The 18,775-nt window shown below is 43.9% G+C and carries 15 protein-coding genes and 1 pseudogene; 15 read left to right on the forward strand and 1 reads right to left on the reverse strand.

Features of this window, described 5'->3' with window-relative positions:
- The first annotated feature begins 42 nt into the window (after nt 1–42).
- The 8 genes from leuC to yihA all read left to right on the forward strand — a co-directional run bounded on the left by leuC (nt 43) and on the right by yihA (nt 11,134).
- Nucleotides 43–1,461, forward strand: a complete 1,419-nt coding sequence (leuC, locus tag CJU60_RS15845; RefSeq protein ID WP_095714280.1) for a 3-isopropylmalate dehydratase large subunit — start codon at nt 43–45, stop codon at nt 1,459–1,461.
- 12 nt (nt 1,462–1,473) lie between these two features.
- Nucleotides 1,474–2,073: a 3-isopropylmalate dehydratase small subunit gene (leuD, locus tag CJU60_RS15850; RefSeq protein ID WP_095714281.1), complete on the forward strand. Its 600-nt coding sequence runs from the start codon at nt 1,474–1,476 to the stop codon at nt 2,071–2,073.
- A gap of 121 nt (nt 2,074–2,194) precedes the next feature.
- Nucleotides 2,195–3,199 (forward strand): DNA damage checkpoint antagonist DdcA, encoded by a 1,005-nt coding sequence (ddcA, locus tag CJU60_RS15855; RefSeq protein WP_024122379.1) that lies wholly within the window; start codon nt 2,195–2,197, stop codon nt 3,197–3,199.
- Between the two features lie 227 nt (nt 3,200–3,426).
- Nucleotides 3,427–4,701 (forward strand): trigger factor, encoded by a 1,275-nt coding sequence (gene tig / locus CJU60_RS15860; protein WP_024122378.1) that lies wholly within the window; start codon nt 3,427–3,429, stop codon nt 4,699–4,701.
- Between the two features lie 271 nt (nt 4,702–4,972).
- Nucleotides 4,973–6,235 carry an ATP-dependent protease ATP-binding subunit ClpX gene (clpX, locus tag CJU60_RS15865; RefSeq protein WP_024122377.1) on the forward strand — a complete coding sequence of 421 codons (1,263 nt, stop codon included), beginning with the start codon at nt 4,973–4,975 and terminating at the stop codon, nt 6,233–6,235.
- A gap of 152 nt (nt 6,236–6,387) precedes the next feature.
- Complete coding sequence (lonB, locus tag CJU60_RS15870) at nt 6,388–8,046, forward strand: ATP-dependent protease LonB (protein WP_024122376.1); 1,659 nt, start codon at nt 6,388–6,390, stop codon at nt 8,044–8,046.
- 179 nt (nt 8,047–8,225) lie between these two features.
- Nucleotides 8,226–10,550: an endopeptidase La gene (gene lon, locus CJU60_RS15875; RefSeq protein WP_095714282.1), complete on the forward strand. Its 2,325-nt coding sequence runs from the start codon at nt 8,226–8,228 to the stop codon at nt 10,548–10,550.
- Nucleotides 10,547–11,134 carry a ribosome biogenesis GTP-binding protein YihA/YsxC gene (gene yihA / locus CJU60_RS15880; RefSeq protein WP_024122374.1) on the forward strand — a complete coding sequence of 196 codons (588 nt, stop codon included), beginning with the start codon at nt 10,547–10,549 and terminating at the stop codon, nt 11,132–11,134. Before lon ends, yihA begins: the two co-directional genes overlap by 4 nt.
- Nucleotides 11,135–11,157: 23 nt before the next feature.
- On the opposite strand, the gene CJU60_RS15885 is transcribed toward yihA, so the two are convergent.
- On the reverse strand, nt 11,158–11,655 hold the full coding sequence (locus CJU60_RS15885; protein ID WP_024122373.1) for a hypothetical protein: 498 nt from the start codon (nt 11,653–11,655) through the stop codon (nt 11,158–11,160).
- A 230-nt stretch (nt 11,656–11,885) separates the two neighbouring features.
- Between CJU60_RS15885 and hemA the strand changes: the two genes are divergently transcribed.
- The 7 genes and pseudogenes from hemA to CJU60_RS15920 all read left to right on the forward strand — a co-directional run.
- Nucleotides 11,886–13,253 carry a glutamyl-tRNA reductase gene (gene hemA, locus CJU60_RS15890; RefSeq protein WP_010335179.1) on the forward strand — a complete coding sequence of 456 codons (1,368 nt, stop codon included), beginning with the start codon at nt 11,886–11,888 and terminating at the stop codon, nt 13,251–13,253.
- A gap of 7 nt (nt 13,254–13,260) precedes the next feature.
- Nucleotides 13,261–14,091 carry a cytochrome c biogenesis protein gene (locus tag CJU60_RS15895; protein ID WP_010335178.1) on the forward strand — a complete coding sequence of 277 codons (831 nt, stop codon included), beginning with the start codon at nt 13,261–13,263 and terminating at the stop codon, nt 14,089–14,091.
- 36 nt (nt 14,092–14,127) lie between these two features.
- The gene (gene hemC / locus CJU60_RS15900) at nt 14,128–15,069 is read left to right on the forward strand and encodes a hydroxymethylbilane synthase (protein WP_095714283.1); all 942 of its coding nucleotides are present in this window, start codon (nt 14,128–14,130) and stop codon (nt 15,067–15,069) included.
- Nucleotides 15,059–15,847 carry a uroporphyrinogen-III synthase gene (gene hemD / locus CJU60_RS15905; RefSeq protein WP_095714284.1) on the forward strand — a complete coding sequence of 263 codons (789 nt, stop codon included), beginning with the start codon at nt 15,059–15,061 and terminating at the stop codon, nt 15,845–15,847. Before hemC ends, hemD begins: the two co-directional genes overlap by 11 nt.
- Nucleotides 15,844–16,818 (forward strand): porphobilinogen synthase, encoded by a 975-nt coding sequence (gene hemB / locus CJU60_RS15910; protein WP_024122369.1) that lies wholly within the window; start codon nt 15,844–15,846, stop codon nt 16,816–16,818. Before hemD ends, hemB begins: the two co-directional genes overlap by 4 nt.
- Nucleotides 16,819–16,847: 29 nt before the next feature.
- Complete coding sequence (gene hemL, locus CJU60_RS15915) at nt 16,848–18,140, forward strand: glutamate-1-semialdehyde 2,1-aminomutase (RefSeq protein ID WP_059293481.1); 1,293 nt, start codon at nt 16,848–16,850, stop codon at nt 18,138–18,140.
- Between the two features lie 134 nt (nt 18,141–18,274).
- Nucleotides 18,275–18,775, forward strand: a pseudogene (locus tag CJU60_RS15920) (stage VI sporulation protein D); the annotation flags it as partial.

Genomic DNA, 18,775 nt, shown 5'->3' on the forward strand with positions numbered 1-18,775 from the left:
GTGTAAGCGGTCTTAGTTCATAGGTAGAGGGAGGAAATAAAGATGATGCCTCGAACGATCATCGAAAAGATTTGGGATCAGCATATTGTAAAACATGGTGAGGGAAAACCGGATCTTCTCTATATTGATTTGCATCTCATCCATGAGGTGACATCCCCTCAGGCATTTGAAGGGTTGAGACAAAAGGGAAGAAAGGTCAGGAGACCGCAAAATACATTCGCAACGATGGATCACAACATTCCAACCGTCAATCGCTTTGAGATAACGGATGAAGTTGCGAAACGCCAAGTGACAGCGCTTGAGCGGAACTGCGAAGAGTTTGGCGTACGCCTTGCCGATCTTCACAGCGTAGATCAGGGGATTGTCCATGTAGTCGGGCCCGAGCTTGGCTTAACGCTTCCGGGAAAAACGATCGTATGCGGCGACAGCCATACTTCCACTCACGGTGCATTCGGCGCCCTGGCATTTGGAATCGGAACGAGTGAGGTTGAGCATGTTCTTTCTACACAGACACTCTGGCAGCAGCGTCCGAAAACGCTTGAGGTGCGTGTAGACGGGACACTGCAAAAAGGGGTAACGGCAAAGGATGTCATTCTTGCTGTTATCGGTAAATACGGCGTGAAATTCGGCACCGGTTACGTTATTGAATACACTGGGGAAGTATTCAGAAACATGACGATGGATGAGCGGATGACCGTTTGCAACATGTCAATTGAAGCCGGAGCAAGAGCAGGTTTGATTGCGCCTGACGAAGTGACATTTGAATATTGCAAAAACCGCAAGTATACGCCAAAAGGAGAAGAATTTGATAAAGCCGTAGCAGAATGGAAAGCACTTCGCACTGATCCAGGCGCTGTTTACGATAAATCAATTGTGCTTGACGGCAATGAAATTTCTCCTATGGTGACATGGGGTATCAACCCGGGAATGGTTCTTCCTATCGATTCTGAAGTTCCGGCGCCGGAAAGCTTTTCAGCGGAAGATGACAAAAAAGAAGCGATTCGCGCTTATGAATATATGGGGCTGACTCCTCATCAGAAAATTGAAGACATCAAAGTGGAGCACGTATTTATCGGTTCCTGTACAAATTCACGCATGACTGACCTCCGCCAGGCTGCCGATATGATCAAAGGAAAAAAGGTGGCTGAAAGTGTTAGAGCAATCGTCGTGCCTGGATCTCAGAGCGTAAAACTTCAGGCTGAAAAGGAAGGGCTTCATCAGATCTTCTTAGACGCTGGATTTGAGTGGAGAGAATCAGGCTGCAGCATGTGTTTGAGCATGAATAATGACGTTGTTCCTGAAGGAGAGCGCTGTGCGTCAACCTCTAACCGCAACTTTGAGGGCAGACAAGGAAAAGGCGCGAAAACACATCTCGTCAGCCCTGCGATGGCTGCGATGGCCGCCATTCACGGCCATTTCGTGGATGTCAGAAAGTTTTATCAGGAAAAAACAGTTGTGTAAGGAGTGCACGAGATGGAACCTTTGAAAACACATACGGGGAAAGCGGCCGTATTAAATCGTATTAATGTCGATACAGACCAGATCATTCCGAAACAATTTCTAAAGAGAATTGAAAGAACGGGCTACGGCCGTTTTGCATTCTTTGACTGGAGATACGATGCGAATGGCGAACCAAACCCGGAATTTGAATTAAACCAGCCGGCTTATGAAGGGGCGTCCATTTTAATAGCGGGAGAAAACTTCGGCTGCGGGTCATCGCGTGAACACGCTCCGTGGGCGCTTGATGACTACGGCTTTAAAATCATTATCGCACCGTCATTTGCTGATATTTTCCACCAAAACTGCTTTAAAAACGGTATGCTGCCGATTCGCATGCCGTATGACAATTGGAAAAAGCTTGTCGGACAATACGAAAATCAGTCACTGCAAATAACAGTCGATCTTGAAAATCAGCTTATTCACGACAGCGAAAGCAATCAGATCTCATTCGAAGTCGATCCGCATTGGAAAGAAATGCTGATCAACGGCTATGATGAAATTTCATTAACGCTTTTACTTGAAGATGAAATTAAGCAATTTGAGTCGCAGAGAAGCTCTTGGCTTCAAGCTTAAAAAAAGCTGCCCGGCAATTTGTCCGGCAGCTTTTTTTGCCTGGCAGAACCTTTCCTTTCTTGTTTTTGTGTACGGGTGTTGATACACTTGAACAAAATAAATGCCTGAAAGGAATATAGGTATGACGCATGACAAGAAAAACGCAAAAATTATTCCTTTTCCTCATTTGAAAGACCGTCTGGTGGAAAAAGGAATGTCCTCGCTGAAGGAGAAAAAGTATCAAGAGGCGCTGGAACTGTTTTCAGAAGCAATGAAATATGATGATACTGAATCAGATCTTCACTTGGGCATGGCCATTTGCTTTTTGGAGCTGGGCGAATTGGAAGAGGCAAAACGTGTATGCGAAAAGATGCTGAAAGAAGGATACGGCCAGTATTTTACAGTTTTACAAGTATACATGACGATCTTAATTCAGCTTAAGAAATACGAAGAAGTCAAAAGCACGATTGAGGCCGTCCTGGAGGAAAATCAGCTGCCCGCGGAAAGCGCCGAGCAATTTTATAAACTGCTTGATTTCAGCCGCAAAATGACCGACCCAGAGCGAGAAGACGAGGCTTGGGCCGAAGAGTATGAAGATGTGATTGACACGGAGAAAGTGTTAGCCAGCCCAGAGGAACAAATGAATTTAATCCATTCATTGAAAGACCGCAATGTAGCGAAGTATACGGGGCTGTTAAAAACAATTCTTGAAGATCCCGCTGCTCACCCGATTATCAAGACGATGATCGTGATGTTAATGGCGGAACACGACTACAGCAAACCGGTCCACATTACAAAATTCGGCGACTCCATGACAATCGAGCCGAGCGAGACTGTCCCGCCTGACGCCTCCCCGATTTTGCACCGCGTTCTCCGTGTGTTGGATGAAACGCTTGGGAATGAAAATCCGACCCTGTATGCTGCGGTAGAAGAACTGTGGAGAAGACATTTGTATGTTTTATATCCATTTCAGCCAAAACTGCTGTCTGCCGATCTTTGGGCGGCGGCCCTGCATAAAGTCGGCTATGAAATGCATGGGATTGAGATTGAAAGAGAAGAGCTGCATATGATGTATGAGTTTACCGACAGAGAACTTGATGAAGCGTGCACAATGATTAAAGATATTGAAGAAATTTCTTATTTGTAAATCACGCCATATAGTTGAAAGCGGTATGTGTTATGTTATAATATAATGGTTGTATTTGTGTATAACGGGTTATAAGAAATACGGTTGGACAGGCTTTGCAGTTCATTATTAAAATGTATACATAATGATTCTGATCTTTGGCAGCTTCGTTTTTGATGGACGAAGCCGAATGATTGCTTTAGAATGGAAGACCGACACAACCTGAATAGATTTTTGGAGGGAAACACATGTCTGTAAAATGGGAAAAACAAGAAGGCAACGAAGGCGTTTTAACGGTTGAAGTTGATGCTGAAACATTTAAAACGGCACTTGATGATGCATTTAAAAAAGTAGTTAAGCAAGTTTCAATTCCTGGATTCCGTAAAGGGAAAATTCCTCGCGGTTTATTCGAACAGCGCTTTGGCGTAGAAGCTCTTTACCAAGATGCTTTGGATATTCTTCTTCCTGTAGAATACCCTAAAGCGGTTGAAGAAGCCGGAATCGAGCCTGTAGACCGTCCTGAAATCGATGTTGAAAAAATCGAAAAAGGCGAAAGCTTAATCTTCACTGCAAAAGTAACAGTGAAACCTGAAGTGAAGCTTGGCGAATACAAAGGCTTAGGCGTCGAAAAAGACGACACAGCTGTAACTGACGAAGATGTTCAAAACGAACTAAAAGGGCTTCAAGAGCGTCAAGCTGAGCTTGTTGTAAAAGAAGAAGGCGCTGTTGAAGAAGGAAACACAGTTGTTCTTGACTTCGAAGGATTCGTTGACGGCGAAGCATTCGAAGGCGGAAAAGCTGAAAACTATTCACTTGAAGTGGGTTCAGGTTCATTCATCCCTGGCTTCGAAGATCAGTTAGTCGGCCTTGAAGCAGGTGCTGAGAAGGATGTTGAAGTAACATTCCCTGAAGAGTACCACGCTGAAGATCTTGCCGGCAAACCAGCTGTTTTCAAAGTGAAAATTCACGAAATCAAAGCGAAAGAGCTTCCTGAGCTTGACGATGAATTCGCAAAAGATATCGATGAAGAAGTGGAAACACTTGCTGAATTGACTGAAAAAACGAAGAAACGCTTAGAAGAAGCTAAAGAAAACGAAGCTGACGCTAAATTGCGTGAAGAGCTTGTTCTGAAAGCTTCTGAAAACGCTGAAATCGATGTTCCTCAAGCGATGATCGACACTGAGCTTGACCGCATGCTGAAAGAATTCGAACAGCGTCTTCAAATGCAAGGCATGAACCTTGAGCTTTACACTCAATTCTCAGGCCAAGACGAAGCTGCGTTAAAAGAGCAAATGAAAGAAGATGCTGCAAAACGCGTAAAATCTAACCTGACTCTTGAGGCGATTGCGAAAGCGGAAAACCTTGAAGTAACAGATGAGGAAGTTGATGCTGAGCTTTCTAAAATGGCTGAAGCATACAACATGCCTGTTGAAAATATCAAACAAGCCATCGGTTCTACTGACGCGATGAAAGAAGATTTAAAAGTTCGCAAAGCAATTGATTTTCTTGTAGAAAACCGTTAATATGGTGCATAATAATAGTAATAATAAAACAGGGCGCGAATGATTCGTGCCTTGTTTTGTACAATTATGATATATCTCTTTTTCTTGGGGCAATATAGTTAATGCAGGCTGTTTTTTGTCATACATATAGAATGTGCAAGTCAGAAACACAATGTTACCGTCTTTTTGGAAAGTATGGTAAAATGCAATACATACTCGTTTCGTTTCAAGAATCATTTTCTTTTGCTCTGCCGGTAAAAGAAAAAGTGAGACAAGATTAAGGGGTGAAAGAATGTTTAAATTCAACGAGGAAAAAGGACAATTAAAATGCTCGTTCTGTGGAAAAACACAAGATCAGGTTCGTAAGCTTGTAGCTGGACCTGGTGTATATATATGTGACGAATGTATCGAACTCTGCACTGAAATTGTGGAGGAAGAACTCGGAACAGAAGAAGAAGTAGAATTTAAAGATGTGCCGAAGCCGCAGGAAATTCGTGAAATTCTGAATGAATATGTAATCGGTCAGGATCAGGCGAAGAAATCACTTGCTGTTGCGGTGTATAACCACTACAAACGCATCAACTCCAACAGCAAAGTGGACGATGTCGAGCTTTCGAAAAGTAACATTTCATTAATCGGCCCGACAGGAAGCGGTAAAACCCTTCTTGCGCAAACTTTAGCCCGTATTTTAAATGTGCCGTTTGCGATTGCTGACGCTACGTCCCTGACAGAAGCTGGATATGTAGGTGAAGATGTAGAGAATATTCTCTTGAAACTCATCCAAGCTGCTGACTATGACGTGGAAAAAGCGGAAAAAGGCATTATTTATATTGATGAAATCGATAAAGTGGCAAGAAAGTCTGAAAACCCGTCTATTACACGTGATGTGTCAGGGGAAGGCGTGCAGCAGGCATTGCTAAAAATTCTTGAAGGAACTGTGGCGAGCGTGCCGCCTCAAGGCGGACGTAAGCACCCTCATCAAGAGTTTATTCAAATTGATACAACAAACATTTTGTTCATTTGCGGCGGTGCCTTCGATGGTATCGAACAAATCATCAAACGCCGTTTAGGACAAAAAGTGATTGGCTTCGGTTCAGATAATAAGGCTGCAGATCTGGAGAAAGAAGACCTTCTTTCAAAAGTGCTTCCAGAAGACTTGCTCCGTTTCGGATTAATTCCTGAATTCATCGGACGTCTTCCGGTTATTGCAAGCCTTGAAAAGCTTGACGAAGAAGCGTTGGTTGCGATCTTAACAAAACCGAAAAACGCTCTTGTGAAGCAGTTCAAGAAAATGCTTGAGCTTGATAATGTTGAGCTTGAGTTTGAAGAAGAAGCGCTGTCTGAAATTGCTAAAAAAGCAATTGAGCGTAAGACAGGAGCACGCGGACTCCGTTCCATCATTGAAGGCATTATGCTTGATGTGATGTTTGACCTGCCTTCCCGTGATGACATTGAAAAATGTGTGATTACTGGGGCGACTGTAACGCATGGAGAACCGCCTCGCCTTTTGTTAAAGGATGGAACTGAGGTTAGCCAAGATAAAACGTCTGCTTAAAAATGAAAATGAACCTCCTGAGTGGTAACATTCAGGAGGTTTTTTTGTTGTGTAAACTCTTCCGGAAAACGTTTATTCCCCTCTTTTGTGGGAGATACTAGCAATCAGAGGAATGAATTGGATACATAAATTGTTTTTCAGGAGGGACCACCATGAGTTGGACAGGGATCGCATTATTTATTCAGCTGTTTTTTGGGATTATCATTGGTTTGTATTTTTGGAATTTGCTTAAAAATCAAAGGACACAAAAAGTCACGATAGATAAGGAATCAAAGAAGGAAATGGAGCAGCTTCGCAAAATGCGGGCTATCAGCCTGTCCGAACCGTTATCTGAAAAGGTGCGCCCTAAAAGCTTTCAAGATATCGTCGGTCAGGAAGACGGGATTAAAGCGTTAAAAGCGGCATTGTGCGGACCGAATCCCCAGCACGTCATTGTCTATGGACCGCCGGGAGTCGGAAAAACAGCTGCTGCAAGGCTTGTGTTAGAGGAAGCCAAAAAACATAAGCAATCACCTTTTAAAGAGCAGGCTGTTTTTGTGGAACTCGATGCGACAACGGCTCGATTTGATGAAAGAGGAATTGCCGATCCGCTCATTGGATCTGTACATGATCCGATATACCAAGGGGCCGGAGCGATGGGACAGGCGGGTATTCCGCAGCCGAAGCAGGGGGCTGTCACGCATGCCCACGGCGGTGTATTGTTTATTGATGAAATTGGGGAGCTGCATCCGATTCAAATGAATAAAATGCTGAAGGTGCTTGAGGACCGGAAAGTCTTTTTAGACAGCGCTTATTACAGCGAAGAAAATACACAAATACCGAACCATATTCACGATATTTTTCAAAATGGGCTTCCGGCTGATTTTCGTCTGATCGGTGCGACAACAAGAATGCCTAATGAAATCCCTCCGGCAATCCGATCCCGCTGTTTAGAGGTGTTTTTCCGCGAGCTTGAGAAAGATGAGCTGAAATCAGTTGCCAAAACAGCAGTGGATAAGATTGAAAAGAATATTTCTGAAGAGGGGCTTGATTTGCTGACCAGCTATACGCGGAACGGCCGGGAAGCCGTCAATATGATTCAAATCGCGGCGGGAATGGCGGTGACCGAAGATCGGAAGGACATCACCATTGAGGATATAGAATGGGTGATTCATTCCAGCCAGCTTACCCCTAAGCACGAGCAGAAAATCGGCACTGCACCGCAAATCGGCATTGTAAACGGACTCGCAGTGTATGGCCCTAACAGCGGTTCGCTGCTGGAAATCGAAGTGAACGTAACACCGGCTCAGGATAAAGGTTCAATTAACATTACCGGAATAGCAGAAGAAGAAAGCATCGGCAGCCAATCAAAATCAATTCGCCGGAAAAGCATGGCAAAGGGCTCCGTTGAGAATGTGCTAACCGTACTGCGTACAATGGGAATGAAGCCTTCAGACTATGATATCCACATTAATTTTCCGGGCGGCATTCCGATTGACGGGCCGTCGGCAGGTATTGCCATGGCGGCGGGAATTTTTTCAGCCGTTCATAAAATTCCGATTGACAACACGGTTGCCATGACAGGCGAGATCAGTCTAAACGGACTTGTAAAACCGATTGGAGGCGTGATCCCGAAAATTAAAGCGGCAAAACAGTCCGGTGCCAAAAAAGTTATTATCCCGCATGAAAATCAGCAATCGATCTTAAAACAGATTGAAGGGATCAAAATTGTGGCGGTGAAAACGTTCCAGGAAGTGCTTGATGAAATTTTAGTGAACCCGCCTACTGAACAAAAACCGTTTAACATGCAAATGAATAAAGAATCGGTCTGACCCTATTTTAAAAATAGGGTTTTTTTCATGAAGGACATCTTTTCCTTTTTCAGATCAGAAAGAAAGGGTATACTACGAGGAGACTGTGTTATAGAAAATGAAACCATGCCGTTTATTGTACAAGGATGAAAAAGTTGTATTATAATGGTTCATACTAAAGTCACGGAGGTGTCAGTCACATGGCAGAAGAATTAAAACGCAGCATCCCGCTCCTCCCTTTAAGAGGTTTATTAGTGTACCCGACAATGGTTTTGCACTTAGATGTAGGACGTGACAAGTCGGTTCAGGCCCTTGAACAGGCAATGATGCATGATCATATGATATTTTTAGCTACTCAGCAGGATATTTCGATAGACGAACCGGGTGAAGACGAAATTTTTACTGTCGGCACCTATACGAAAATTAAACAAATGCTGAAGCTTCCGAACGGTACGATTCGTGTGCTGGTGGAGGGTATACAGCGCGCCCAGATCATTGAATACAATGAGCATGAAGATTATACATCAGTAGACATTCAGCTGATCCATGAAGATGATTCAAAAGATACAGAAGACGAAGCGCTGATGCGGACTTTGTTGGACCACTTTGATCAGTACATAAAAATTTCTAAAAAAATCTCAGCCGAAACGTACGCCGCGGTTACTGATATCGAAGAGCCGGGCAGAATGGCAGACATTGTTGCTTCTCACCTGCCTCTTAAACTAAAGGATAAGCAGGATATTTTAGAAACGGCTGATGTCAAAGACAGACTGAACAAGGTCATTGATTTTATCAACAATGAAAAAGAAGTGCTTGAAATCGAGAAAAAAATCGGCCAGCGCGTCAAACGTTCAATGGAGCGTACGCAAAAGGAATACTATTTGCGCGAACAGATGAAGGCGATCCAAAAAGAGCTTGGCGATAAAGAAGGCAAAACAGGTGAAGTTCAAACGCTGACCGAAAAAATCGAAGAAGCGGGCATGCCTGACCATGTGAAGGAAACGGCTCTTAAGGAATTAAACAGATATGAAAAAATTCCGTCCAGTTCTGCCGAAAGTTCTGTTATCCGCAATTATATTGACTGGCTGGTCGCTCTCCCATGGACGGATGAGACAGAAGATAAGCTTGATTTAAAAGAGGCTGAACATCTTTTGGACAAAGAACATCACGGACTTGAAAAAGTGAAAGAGCGTATTTTAGAGTATTTGGCTGTTCAGAAGCTGACAAAATCCTTAAAAGGTCCGATTCTCTGTTTGGCTGGACCTCCAGGGGTCGGAAAAACGTCCTTGGCCAAATCGATTGCTAAAAGTATGGATCGGAAATTTGTCAGAATTTCACTTGGCGGGGTGCGCGACGAATCAGAAATTCGCGGGCACAGACGGACATATGTCGGGGCAATGCCGGGACGTATTATTCAAGGCATGAAAAAAGCCGGCAAGCTGAATCCGGTCTTCTTACTAGACGAAATTGACAAAATGTCTTCTGATTTCAGAGGCGATCCGTCATCCGCAATGCTTGAAGTGCTTGATCCAGAGCAAAACAGTACCTTCAGCGACCACTACATTGAGGAGACTTTTGATCTGTCAAAAGTGCTCTTTATCGCTACGGCTAACAATTTAGCGACAATCCCGGGACCGCTTAGAGACAGAATGGAAATCATTAATATTGCGGGCTACACGGAAGTGGAAAAACTTGAAATTGTGAAAGATCACCTTCTTCCGAAGCAGATCAAGGAGCATGGGCTCAAAAAGAGCAACCTGCAGCTGCGTGATCAGGCCATTCTTGATATTATTCGCTATTATACGAGAGAAGCAGGTGTGAGAAACCTCGAACGCCAGCTTGCTGCCATCTGCCGCAAGGCCGCAAAAGCCATTGTTTCTGAAGATAGAAAACGGATTACAGTTACGGAGAAAAATCTTCATGACTTTATCGGAAAACGAATTTTCAGATATGGACAAGCAGAAACGGAAGATCAGGTGGGCGTCGTCACAGGGCTGGCTTATACAACTGTCGGCGGAGATACGCTGTCGATCGAAGTATCGCTTTCTCCAGGGAAAGGAAAATTGATCCTGACGGGTAAGCTTGGCGATGTCATGAGAGAGTCTGCTCAGGCGGCTTTCAGCTACGTGCGTTCAAAAACAAAAGAACTTGGCATTGAACCTGACTTTCATGAGAAGTATGATATTCATATACATGTTCCTGAGGGTGCGGTGCCTAAAGATGGTCCGTCTGCCGGTATCACAATGGCGACTGCGCTTGTTTCTGCTTTAACAGGACGGGCTGTATCGCGTAAAGTCGGAATGACTGGCGAAATTACGCTTCGCGGACGCGTGCTTCCGATCGGCGGACTGAAAGAAAAAGCACTCGGGGCACATAGAGCGGGATTGACGACCATTATTGCGCCTAAAGATAATGAAAAAGATATAGAGGATATTCCAGAAAGTGTCAGAGAGGGGCTTACCTTTATATTGGCATCCCACTTAGACGAAGTTTTGGAACATGCCTTAGTAGGAGAGAAGAAATGAAAGTCACAAAGTCAGAAATCGTAATCAGTGCAGTTAAACCTGAACAGTACCCTGAAGGGGGGCTTCCGGAGATTGCACTGGCCGGAAGATCGAACGTTGGAAAGTCATCTTTTATCAATTCATTGATTAATCGTAAAAATCTTGCGAGAACATCATCAAAACCGGGAAAAACACAAACATTAAATTTCTACATTATTAATGACGAATTGCATTTTGTTGATGTACCGGGTTACGGTTTTGCCAAAGTGTCAAAATCCGAGCGTGAAGCTTGGGGAAGAATGATTGAAACCTACATTACGACACGCGAGGAATTGAAAGCAGTGGTGCAGATCGTTGATTTGCGGCATGCACCGTCTAATGATGATGTGCAAATGTATGAATTCTTAAAGTATTACGGCATTCCTGTTATTATTATCGCTACAAAAGCGGATAAGATCCCGAAAGGAAAATGGGACAAACACGCGAAGGTTGTAAGACAGACATTAAATATTGATCCGGAAGACGAGCTGATTCTCTTCTCCTCAGAAACGAAAAAGGGGAAAGACGAAGCTTGGGGAGTGATCAAAAAAATGATAAACCGGTAGAGAATACTCTCTGCCGGTTTTATTTATCGTATAGATTTTTTTCGTTTTATCAATAATAACAATAAACTGATTCCGATAAATACAAACGGCCAATACTCTTTCAGCAGGGCCGTGGGAATATGCGCAGACTCGAGCCATGCCATAATCTGTTTGAAAAAGTAAAGAAACAGGGAAAAACAAATCATCGAAACAGCTTCATATACATATTCTTTTTTCTGAACGGTTGAAACGAGCAGTGAGAAGCCGACCATGAAGAGTAGCATTTCAAAATCATCCGGCCACCATGTCCACTTTGGCTTAGCGAAAAAGTGCAAACCGATTCCGAAGAGAAGCAAGCCGATAAAGAAATGGGGGGAGACAGCTTCTTTTTTTCCTTGGTATATAAAGGATGCGCCTAACAGCATAAGAAGAACAGGCCATTGATCCTGACCTGAAAACAGTTCGGCTTGGCCGCTTTCAAGCCATGCGTAAACGGATGCGGCGAGCAGCAGACAAGGAAATAAAATTGATTTTTGTTTCATGCATATCACCTTCTTGTTTTCTAGAGCTGATTTTAAGTAAGTTTCTGCTGTTTTTGGTATTGTCAATAGGAACATATTTTGTTCGTGAAGCTTTTTCTAATATAGCACAAGATTTTTGAAATCTGTTCACAATTTGCGAAAGAAACTATGTTATAATTATTATAAATAATGAATTCTATGTTAGAATAATTATAAATTAAAGTTTGGGTGTTGGGGGTGTAAGGAAAGCTATGCATATACTTGTTGTGGGAGTAGATTATAAATCCGCCCCTATTGAGATACGTGAAAAAGTAAGTTTTCAGCCGAATGAGCTTGCAGAAGCGATGGTGCAGCTAAAAGCAGAGAAAAGCATTCTCGAAAATATCATCGTATCTACCTGCAACCGCACTGAAATTTATGCGGTAGTCGACCAGCTCCATACCGGCCGTTATTATATAAAGAAATTTTTAGCTGACTGGTTTCACTTAAGCAAAGAAGACCTGTCGCCGTTTTTAAGATTTTATGAAAGCGATGCGGCTGTTGAGCATTTGTTCCGTGTAGCCTGCGGATTGGATTCTATGGTGATCGGTGAAACGCAAATTCTCGGTCAGGTGCGCGACAGCTTCAAAACAGCTCAGCAAGAAAAAACGATCGGCACGATTTTTAATGAGTTGTTTAAGCAGGCGGTTACAGTGGGTAAACGGACTCATGCCGAAACAGACATTGGCTCTAATGCAGTGTCTGTTAGCTATGCGGCCGTTGAGCTTGCGAAAAAAATCTTCGGAAACCTTTCAAGCAAGCATATATTGATCCTTGGTGCAGGAAAGATGGGCGAGCTTGCAGCCGAAAATCTGCATGGACAGGGAATCGGAAAAGTGACCGTCATTAACAGAACATACTTGAAAGCGAAAGAACTTGCAGACCGTTTCTCCGGTGAAGCGCGAAGCTTAAATCAGCTTGAAAGCGCGCTTGCAGAAGCCGATATTTTAATCAGCTCTACCGGTGCGAGTGATTTTGTTGTGTCTAAAGATATGATGGAAAACGCGAATAAGCTTCGCAAGGGCCGTCCTTTATTTATGGTGGACATCGCCGTGCCAAGAGACTTGGATCCCGCTTTGAACGATCTTGAGGGCGTCTTCCTTTATGATATAGACGATCTTGAAGGGATTGTAGAAGCGAACCTGAAAGAGCGGAGAGAAACCGCTGAGAAGGTTGAACTGTTAATCGAAGAAACCATTGTGGAATTTAAACAATGGCTGAATACACTTGGTGTAGTGCCTGTGATTTCCGCACTGCGTGAAAAGGCGCTGGCAATCCAGTCTGAAACGATGGATAGCATCGAACGGAAGCTGCCACATTTGACGACAAGAGAGAAAAAACTTTTGAATAAACATACGAAAAGTATCATTAACCAAATGCTGCGCGACCCAATATTAAAGGTGAAAGAACTTGCGGCAGAGGCTGATTCTGAAGAAAAGCTGGCTTTATTTATGCAGATTTTTGATATTGAAGAAGCTGCGGGCCGGCAAATGATCAAAAGCGTTGAAGGCAGCCAAGAGGTCCATTCTTATAAGAAGGCTGAATCAAGAGCGGGGTTTGCCCCACTTGTAAGTGAGTGAAAGCTGAATGATTGATACTGCAATGGCAAGGCTTAATGAAGGGACAATCGTCATTTACGCATTAAGTGTACTCTTTTATTTTATAGATTTTCTTCAACACAACCGGAAGGCTGGGAAAATGGCCTTCTGGTTGCTTTCTATTGTCTGGACTCTGCAAACCGTGTATTTAGCCTATTTTATGTGGGTGACGGGGAGGTTTCCGGTATTAAATGTGACGGAGGCGCTTTATTTTTATGCTTGGGTGCTTGTCACACTGTCACTTGTGCTGACAAAGCTGCTGCGTGTTGATTTTATTGTGTTTTTTACAAATGTAATAGGGTTTGCTATGATTGCCATTCATACATTTTCACCGACGGAGCAGCAGTCAGCGGCTTTTTCGGGTCAGCTCGTATCAGAGCTATTAGTGATTCATATTACAATGGCAATTCTTTCTTACGGCGCTTTTTCCCTTTCCTTTGTATTTTCTGTGCTCTATTTGTTTCAATATCATTTGTTAAAAAAGAAAAAATGGGGAAAGTGGCTGTTGAGAATAGAAGATTTGTCTAAGCTTGATTATATGGCGTACGTACTGAATGTCATTGGCGTCCCGATGCTCTTGCTGAGTTTGATTCTCGGCGTCATTTGGGCGTATGTGTCACTTGAAACGCTGTATTGGTTCGACGCCAAAGTGCTTGGTTCGTTTGTCGTCCTGCTTCTGTACAGCTACTATCTCTATATCAGGCTGATTAAAGAGCTTCAGGGGAAGGTCGCCGCACTGTGGAATACGGCTTGTTTTCTCGTGCTGATGATCAATTATTTCCTGCTCGGAAGCCTGTCTCAATTCCATTGGTTCAGTTAAATAATGTGCCCAAGCAGATTCGGGAGGAAAGAAAAAATGAGAACGATAAAAGTAGGTTCCAGACGGAGCAAACTCGCTATGACCCAAACAAAATGGGTCATCCGCAAACTGAAGGAAATCAATCCTTCTTTTGCTTTTGACATAAAAGAAATCGTCACAAAGGGTGACCGGATTGTCGATGTTACCCTGTCAAAAGTGGGAGGAAAAGGGCTGTTTGTCAAAGAAATCGAACAAGCGCTTTTAAACGAAGACATTGATATGGCGGTTCACAGCATGAAGGATATGCCTGCCGTTTTGCCTGAAGGCCTTGTGATCGGCTGTATTCCTGAACGGGAAGATCCTCGTGACGCTCTTATTTCAAAGAATCGTGTAAAGCTTTCTGAATTGAAGGAAGGTGCTGTAATCGGCACAAGCAGTTTAAGAAGAAGCGCGCAGCTTTTGATTGAGCGCCCTGACATTACAATTAAATGGATTAGAGGTAATATAGATACGAGACTTCAAAAGCTGGAAAACGAAGATTATGACGCAATTATTTTAGCTGCAGCAGGGCTTTCCAGAATGGGCTGGAAGCAGGATGTCGTAACTGAATTTCTTGAGCCTGAGCGCTGTCTTCCGGCTGTTGGCCAAGGCGCTCTTGCAATTGAGTGCCGCGAATCCGATCGAGAGCTTTTAACGTTATTTTCTCAGTTTACGGATGAGTATACAAAACGGACTGTACTGGCAGAACGTGCCTACTTAAACGCGATGGAGGGCGGCTGTCAGGTGCCGATCGCCGGCTACTCGGTGATAAACGGCCAGGATGAAATTGAACTGACAGGGCTTGTGGCTTCGCCTGATGGAAAAATCATTTTCAAAGAAACCGTCACCGGAAACGATCCGGAGGAAGTCGGTAAGCGCTGTGCGGCTCTCATGACTGATAAAGGCGCTAAAGATTTAATCGATCGCGTAAAACGGGAGCTTGATGAGGATGGTAAATGATTTTCCTTTGAAAGGAAAAACAGTGCTTGTCACCCGAAATAAGACGCAGGCAAAATCGTTTCGGCAGAAAGTGGAGCAGCTTGGCGGAAAAGCGGTATTGGCCTCATTGATCACGTTTCGCAGAGCTCTGCCGAATGATCTGGCGGAACAGGTGCGACTAGATCTAACCATACCCGGCTGGCTTGTGTTTACGAGTGTAAATGGAGCGGATTTCTTTTTTTCTTATCTGAAAGAAAATCAGCTTATTGTTCCCGGTCATAAAAAAATTGCGGCTGTTGGTGAAAAAACCGCACGCCGTTTAGAATCGTACAACGTATCGGTTGATGTAATGCCTCATGACTATATTGCAGAACAATTGGCGGACGCTCTTAAGCAGCATGCCGAACCGTCAGAACGGATTTCAGTCATAAAAGGCAATTTATCTCGCGATGTGATAAAAAAAGAGCTTACGCCTCTTGGCTTTGAGGTGAAGGAATGGGTCGTATATGAAACTGTTCCTGATGAAGATGGCATCGAGGAATTAAAAAAAGCCGCGAATCAGTATTCATTTGATTATGTGACATTTACAAGTTCATCAACCGTACATACATTTATGCATGTTCTGGGAGAAGGAATAAAAAAATGGCCGGCGCACCAGACGGCCTGCATCAGCATCGGACCGCTAACGAGGGACGCTCTGCTGTCGTACGGAATCACGTCGTATATGCCTGATACATTTACAATTGACGGCATGCTTGATTTAATGTGCCGCATGTCTAGAAAGGAAGATAGAATATGAGTCAATCATTTAACAGACACCGCCGTTTGCGGTCATCAAAAGCAATGAGAGAGATGGTGAAAGAAACTCGTCTGCATCCATCTGATTTTATTTATCCGATCTTTGTCGTTGAAGGTTTAGAAGGAAAAAAAGCTGTTCCTTCAATGCCTGATGTTTATCATGTATCTTTAGATCTATTAAAGGATGAAGTGGCTGAGCTGGTCAGTCTCGGAATTCAATCCGTCATTGTTTTCGGCATACCTGAAGAAAAAGATGATTGCGGAACGCAAGCTTACCATGACCACGGGATTGTGCAAGAAGCAATTGCCGAAATTAAAAAGCACTTCCCTGAGATGGTTGTCGTTGCTGATACATGCCTATGTGAATATACAGATCACGGACATTGCGGTCTCGTCAAAGACGGACAGATCCTGAATGATGAATCCTTGGAGCTATTGGCACAAACAGCTGTCAGCCAAGCAAAAGCCGGAGCGGATATCATTGCGCCTTCTAACATGATGGACGGATTTGTGACGGTTATCAGAGAAGCGTTAGATAAAGAAGGCTTCATCAATATTCCGATCATGTCTTACGCCGTGAAATATTCAAGTGAGTTTTACGGTCCGTTCCGTGATGCAGCAAACAGCACGCCTCAATTTGGCGACCGCAAAACGTATCAAATGGACCCTGCCAACCGTCTGGAAGCACTCCGTGAAGCCCAATCAGATGTTGAAGAAGGCGCGGACTTCCTGATTGTGAAACCTTCACTTTCTTATATGGATATCATGCGGGATGTAAAAAATGAGTTTACATTGCCGCTTGTGGCTTATAATGTAAGCGGAGAGTATTCTATGGTGAAGGCTGCAGCTCAGAACGGCTGGATCAAGGAAAAAGAGATTGTCTTAGAAATTTTGACAAGCATGAAGCGTGCGGGTGCCGACCTGATTATTACGTATCATGCAAAAGACGCAGCAAAATGGCTTGCGGAGTAATTTTATTCAGTTGACAGGAGTTGAGGCAGATGAGAAGCTATGAAAAATCAAAAGCGGCTTTTAAAGAAGCGCAAAAACTCATGCCGGGCGGTGTAAACAGCCCCGTTCGCGCCTTTAAATCGGTAGACATGGACCCGATTTTTATGGAGCGCGGAAAAGGCTCTAAAATCTATGATATTGATGGAAATGAGTATATTGATTACGTCTTGTCATGGGGGCCTTTAATTTTAGGACACACAAATGACCGCGTTGTAGAGAGCCTCAAAAAAGTGGCTGAATACGGGACAAGCTTCGGAGCTCCGACTGAGGTGGAAAATGAATTGGCGAAGCTCGTCATTGACCGAGTGCCGTCAGTAGAAATTGTACGGATGGTCAGCTCGGGAACCGAGGCGACCATGAGCGCGCTTCGTTTGGCAAGAGGATATACAGGCCGCAATAAGATTTTAAAATTTGAGGGCTGCTACCATGGACACGGAGATTCTCTGCTGATTAAAGCGGGTTCAGGAGTGGCAACACTCGGTCTGCCTGACAGCCCGGGCGTACCTGAAGGAATAGCGAAAAACACCATCACCGTTCCGTACAATGATTTAGAAAGTGTAAAGCTTGCATTCCAACAGTTCGGTGAAGATATTGCAGGCGTCATCGTAGAACCGGTTGCCGGAAACATGGGAGTAGTTCCGCCGCAAGAAGGCTTCCTGCAAGGATTGCGTGATATTACTGAACAGTACGGCACGCTGCTGATTTTTGATGAAGTCATGACTGGCTTCAGGGTCGATTACAAATGCGCCCAAGGCTATTTCGGCGTAACGCCTGACCTGACTTGCTTAGGAAAAGTGATCGGGGGCGGACTGCCTGTCGGCGCTTATGGCGGTAAAGCCGAAATTATGGAGCGGATCGCACCGAGCGGTCCGATTTATCAGGCAGGTACGCTGTCAGGCAACCCGCTTGCGATGACGGCTGGACTCGAAACATTAAAGCAGCTCACGCCTGAATCATACAAGACCTTTATGAAAAAAGGTGACAGGCTGGAAGAAGGCATTTCAAAAGCGGCAGAGGCGCACGGTATTCCGCATACCTTTAACCGCGCAGGTTCAATGATCGGTTTCTTCTTTACAAATGAACCTGTCATCAATTATGAAACAGCCAAAGCATCGGATTTGAAGCTGTTTGCCAAGTATTATAAAGGAATGGCAAACGAAGGTGTGTTCCTTCCGCCGTCTCAATTTGAAGGGCTTTTCCTCTCGACGGCTCATACTGATGAAGATATTGAAAAAACAATTCAGGCAGCTGAGAACGTATTTGCTGAGATCAGCCGCGGATAAGTACGATAAAAACCGGTATCAAGGACATCCTTGTACCGGTTTTTCTATGCTTCCCCATTCATATTTTCTCCATTTCATACATACACCTTTAGTGACATCTAATTTTAAGGATTAGATGAAAGGAGGATATGAACTTGCCGCAAAATCATCGATTGCAATTTTCTGTAGAAGAATCGATCTGTTTCCAAAAAGGACAGGAAGTTTCTGAACTGCTTTCCATTTCATTAGATCCTGATATTAGGGTTCAGGAAGTAAATGATTACGTTTCAATCAGAGGATCGCTTGAACTTACAGGTGAGTACAACATAGATCAGAGCAAAAATACTGAAGAGTTTTATACCGATAAGCGGTTTGTCGAAGAGGTCAGAACGAGAGAGGATGGAACTGCGGAACTGACTCATTGTTTTCCTGTCGATATTACCATCCCGAAAAATAAAGTCAGTCATTTACATGAAGTTTTTGTGTTTATTGATGCATTTGACTATCAACTAACAGACTCGCGCATCCTGACGATCCAGGCTGATTTAGCAATAGAAGGCCTTCTTGATGACACAGCAGACAGAGAGCAAGACATTCCTCTCTATGAAGCTCCTGATGAAGGTTTTTCTGAGCCGCCAGAGCTATTTGCTTTAGAA

The sequence above is a fragment of the Bacillus sp. 7705b genome (genome assembly GCF_002289525.1).
Taxonomy (GTDB): Bacteria; Bacillota; Bacilli; order Bacillales; family Bacillaceae; genus Bacillus; species Bacillus halotolerans.

Bases quoted from the DNA above. Each gene is read 5' to 3' on its own strand.
- leuC (WP_095714280.1), top strand. From the start codon at position 43: ATGATGCCTCGAACGATCATCGAAAAGATTTGGGATCAGCATATTGTA.
- leuD (WP_095714281.1), top strand. From the start codon at position 1,474: ATGGAACCTTTGAAAACACATACGGGGAAAGCGGCCGTATTAAATCGT.
- ddcA (WP_024122379.1), top strand. From the start codon at position 2,195: ATGACGCATGACAAGAAAAACGCAAAAATTATTCCTTTTCCTCATTTG.
- tig (WP_024122378.1), top strand. From the start codon at position 3,427: ATGTCTGTAAAATGGGAAAAACAAGAAGGCAACGAAGGCGTTTTAACG.
- clpX (WP_024122377.1), top strand. From the start codon at position 4,973: ATGTTTAAATTCAACGAGGAAAAAGGACAATTAAAATGCTCGTTCTGT.
- lonB (WP_024122376.1), top strand. From the start codon at position 6,388: ATGAGTTGGACAGGGATCGCATTATTTATTCAGCTGTTTTTTGGGATT.
- lon (WP_095714282.1), top strand. From the start codon at position 8,226: ATGGCAGAAGAATTAAAACGCAGCATCCCGCTCCTCCCTTTAAGAGGT.
- yihA (WP_024122374.1), top strand. From the start codon at position 10,547: ATGAAAGTCACAAAGTCAGAAATCGTAATCAGTGCAGTTAAACCTGAA.
- CJU60_RS15885 (WP_024122373.1), bottom strand. From the start codon at position 11,655: ATGAAACAAAAATCAATTTTATTTCCTTGTCTGCTGCTCGCCGCATCC.
- hemA (WP_010335179.1), top strand. From the start codon at position 11,886: ATGCATATACTTGTTGTGGGAGTAGATTATAAATCCGCCCCTATTGAG.
- CJU60_RS15895 (WP_010335178.1), top strand. From the start codon at position 13,261: ATGATTGATACTGCAATGGCAAGGCTTAATGAAGGGACAATCGTCATT.
- hemC (WP_095714283.1), top strand. From the start codon at position 14,128: ATGAGAACGATAAAAGTAGGTTCCAGACGGAGCAAACTCGCTATGACC.
- hemD (WP_095714284.1), top strand. From the start codon at position 15,059: ATGGTAAATGATTTTCCTTTGAAAGGAAAAACAGTGCTTGTCACCCGA.
- hemB (WP_024122369.1), top strand. From the start codon at position 15,844: ATGAGTCAATCATTTAACAGACACCGCCGTTTGCGGTCATCAAAAGCA.
- hemL (WP_059293481.1), top strand. From the start codon at position 16,848: ATGAGAAGCTATGAAAAATCAAAAGCGGCTTTTAAAGAAGCGCAAAAA.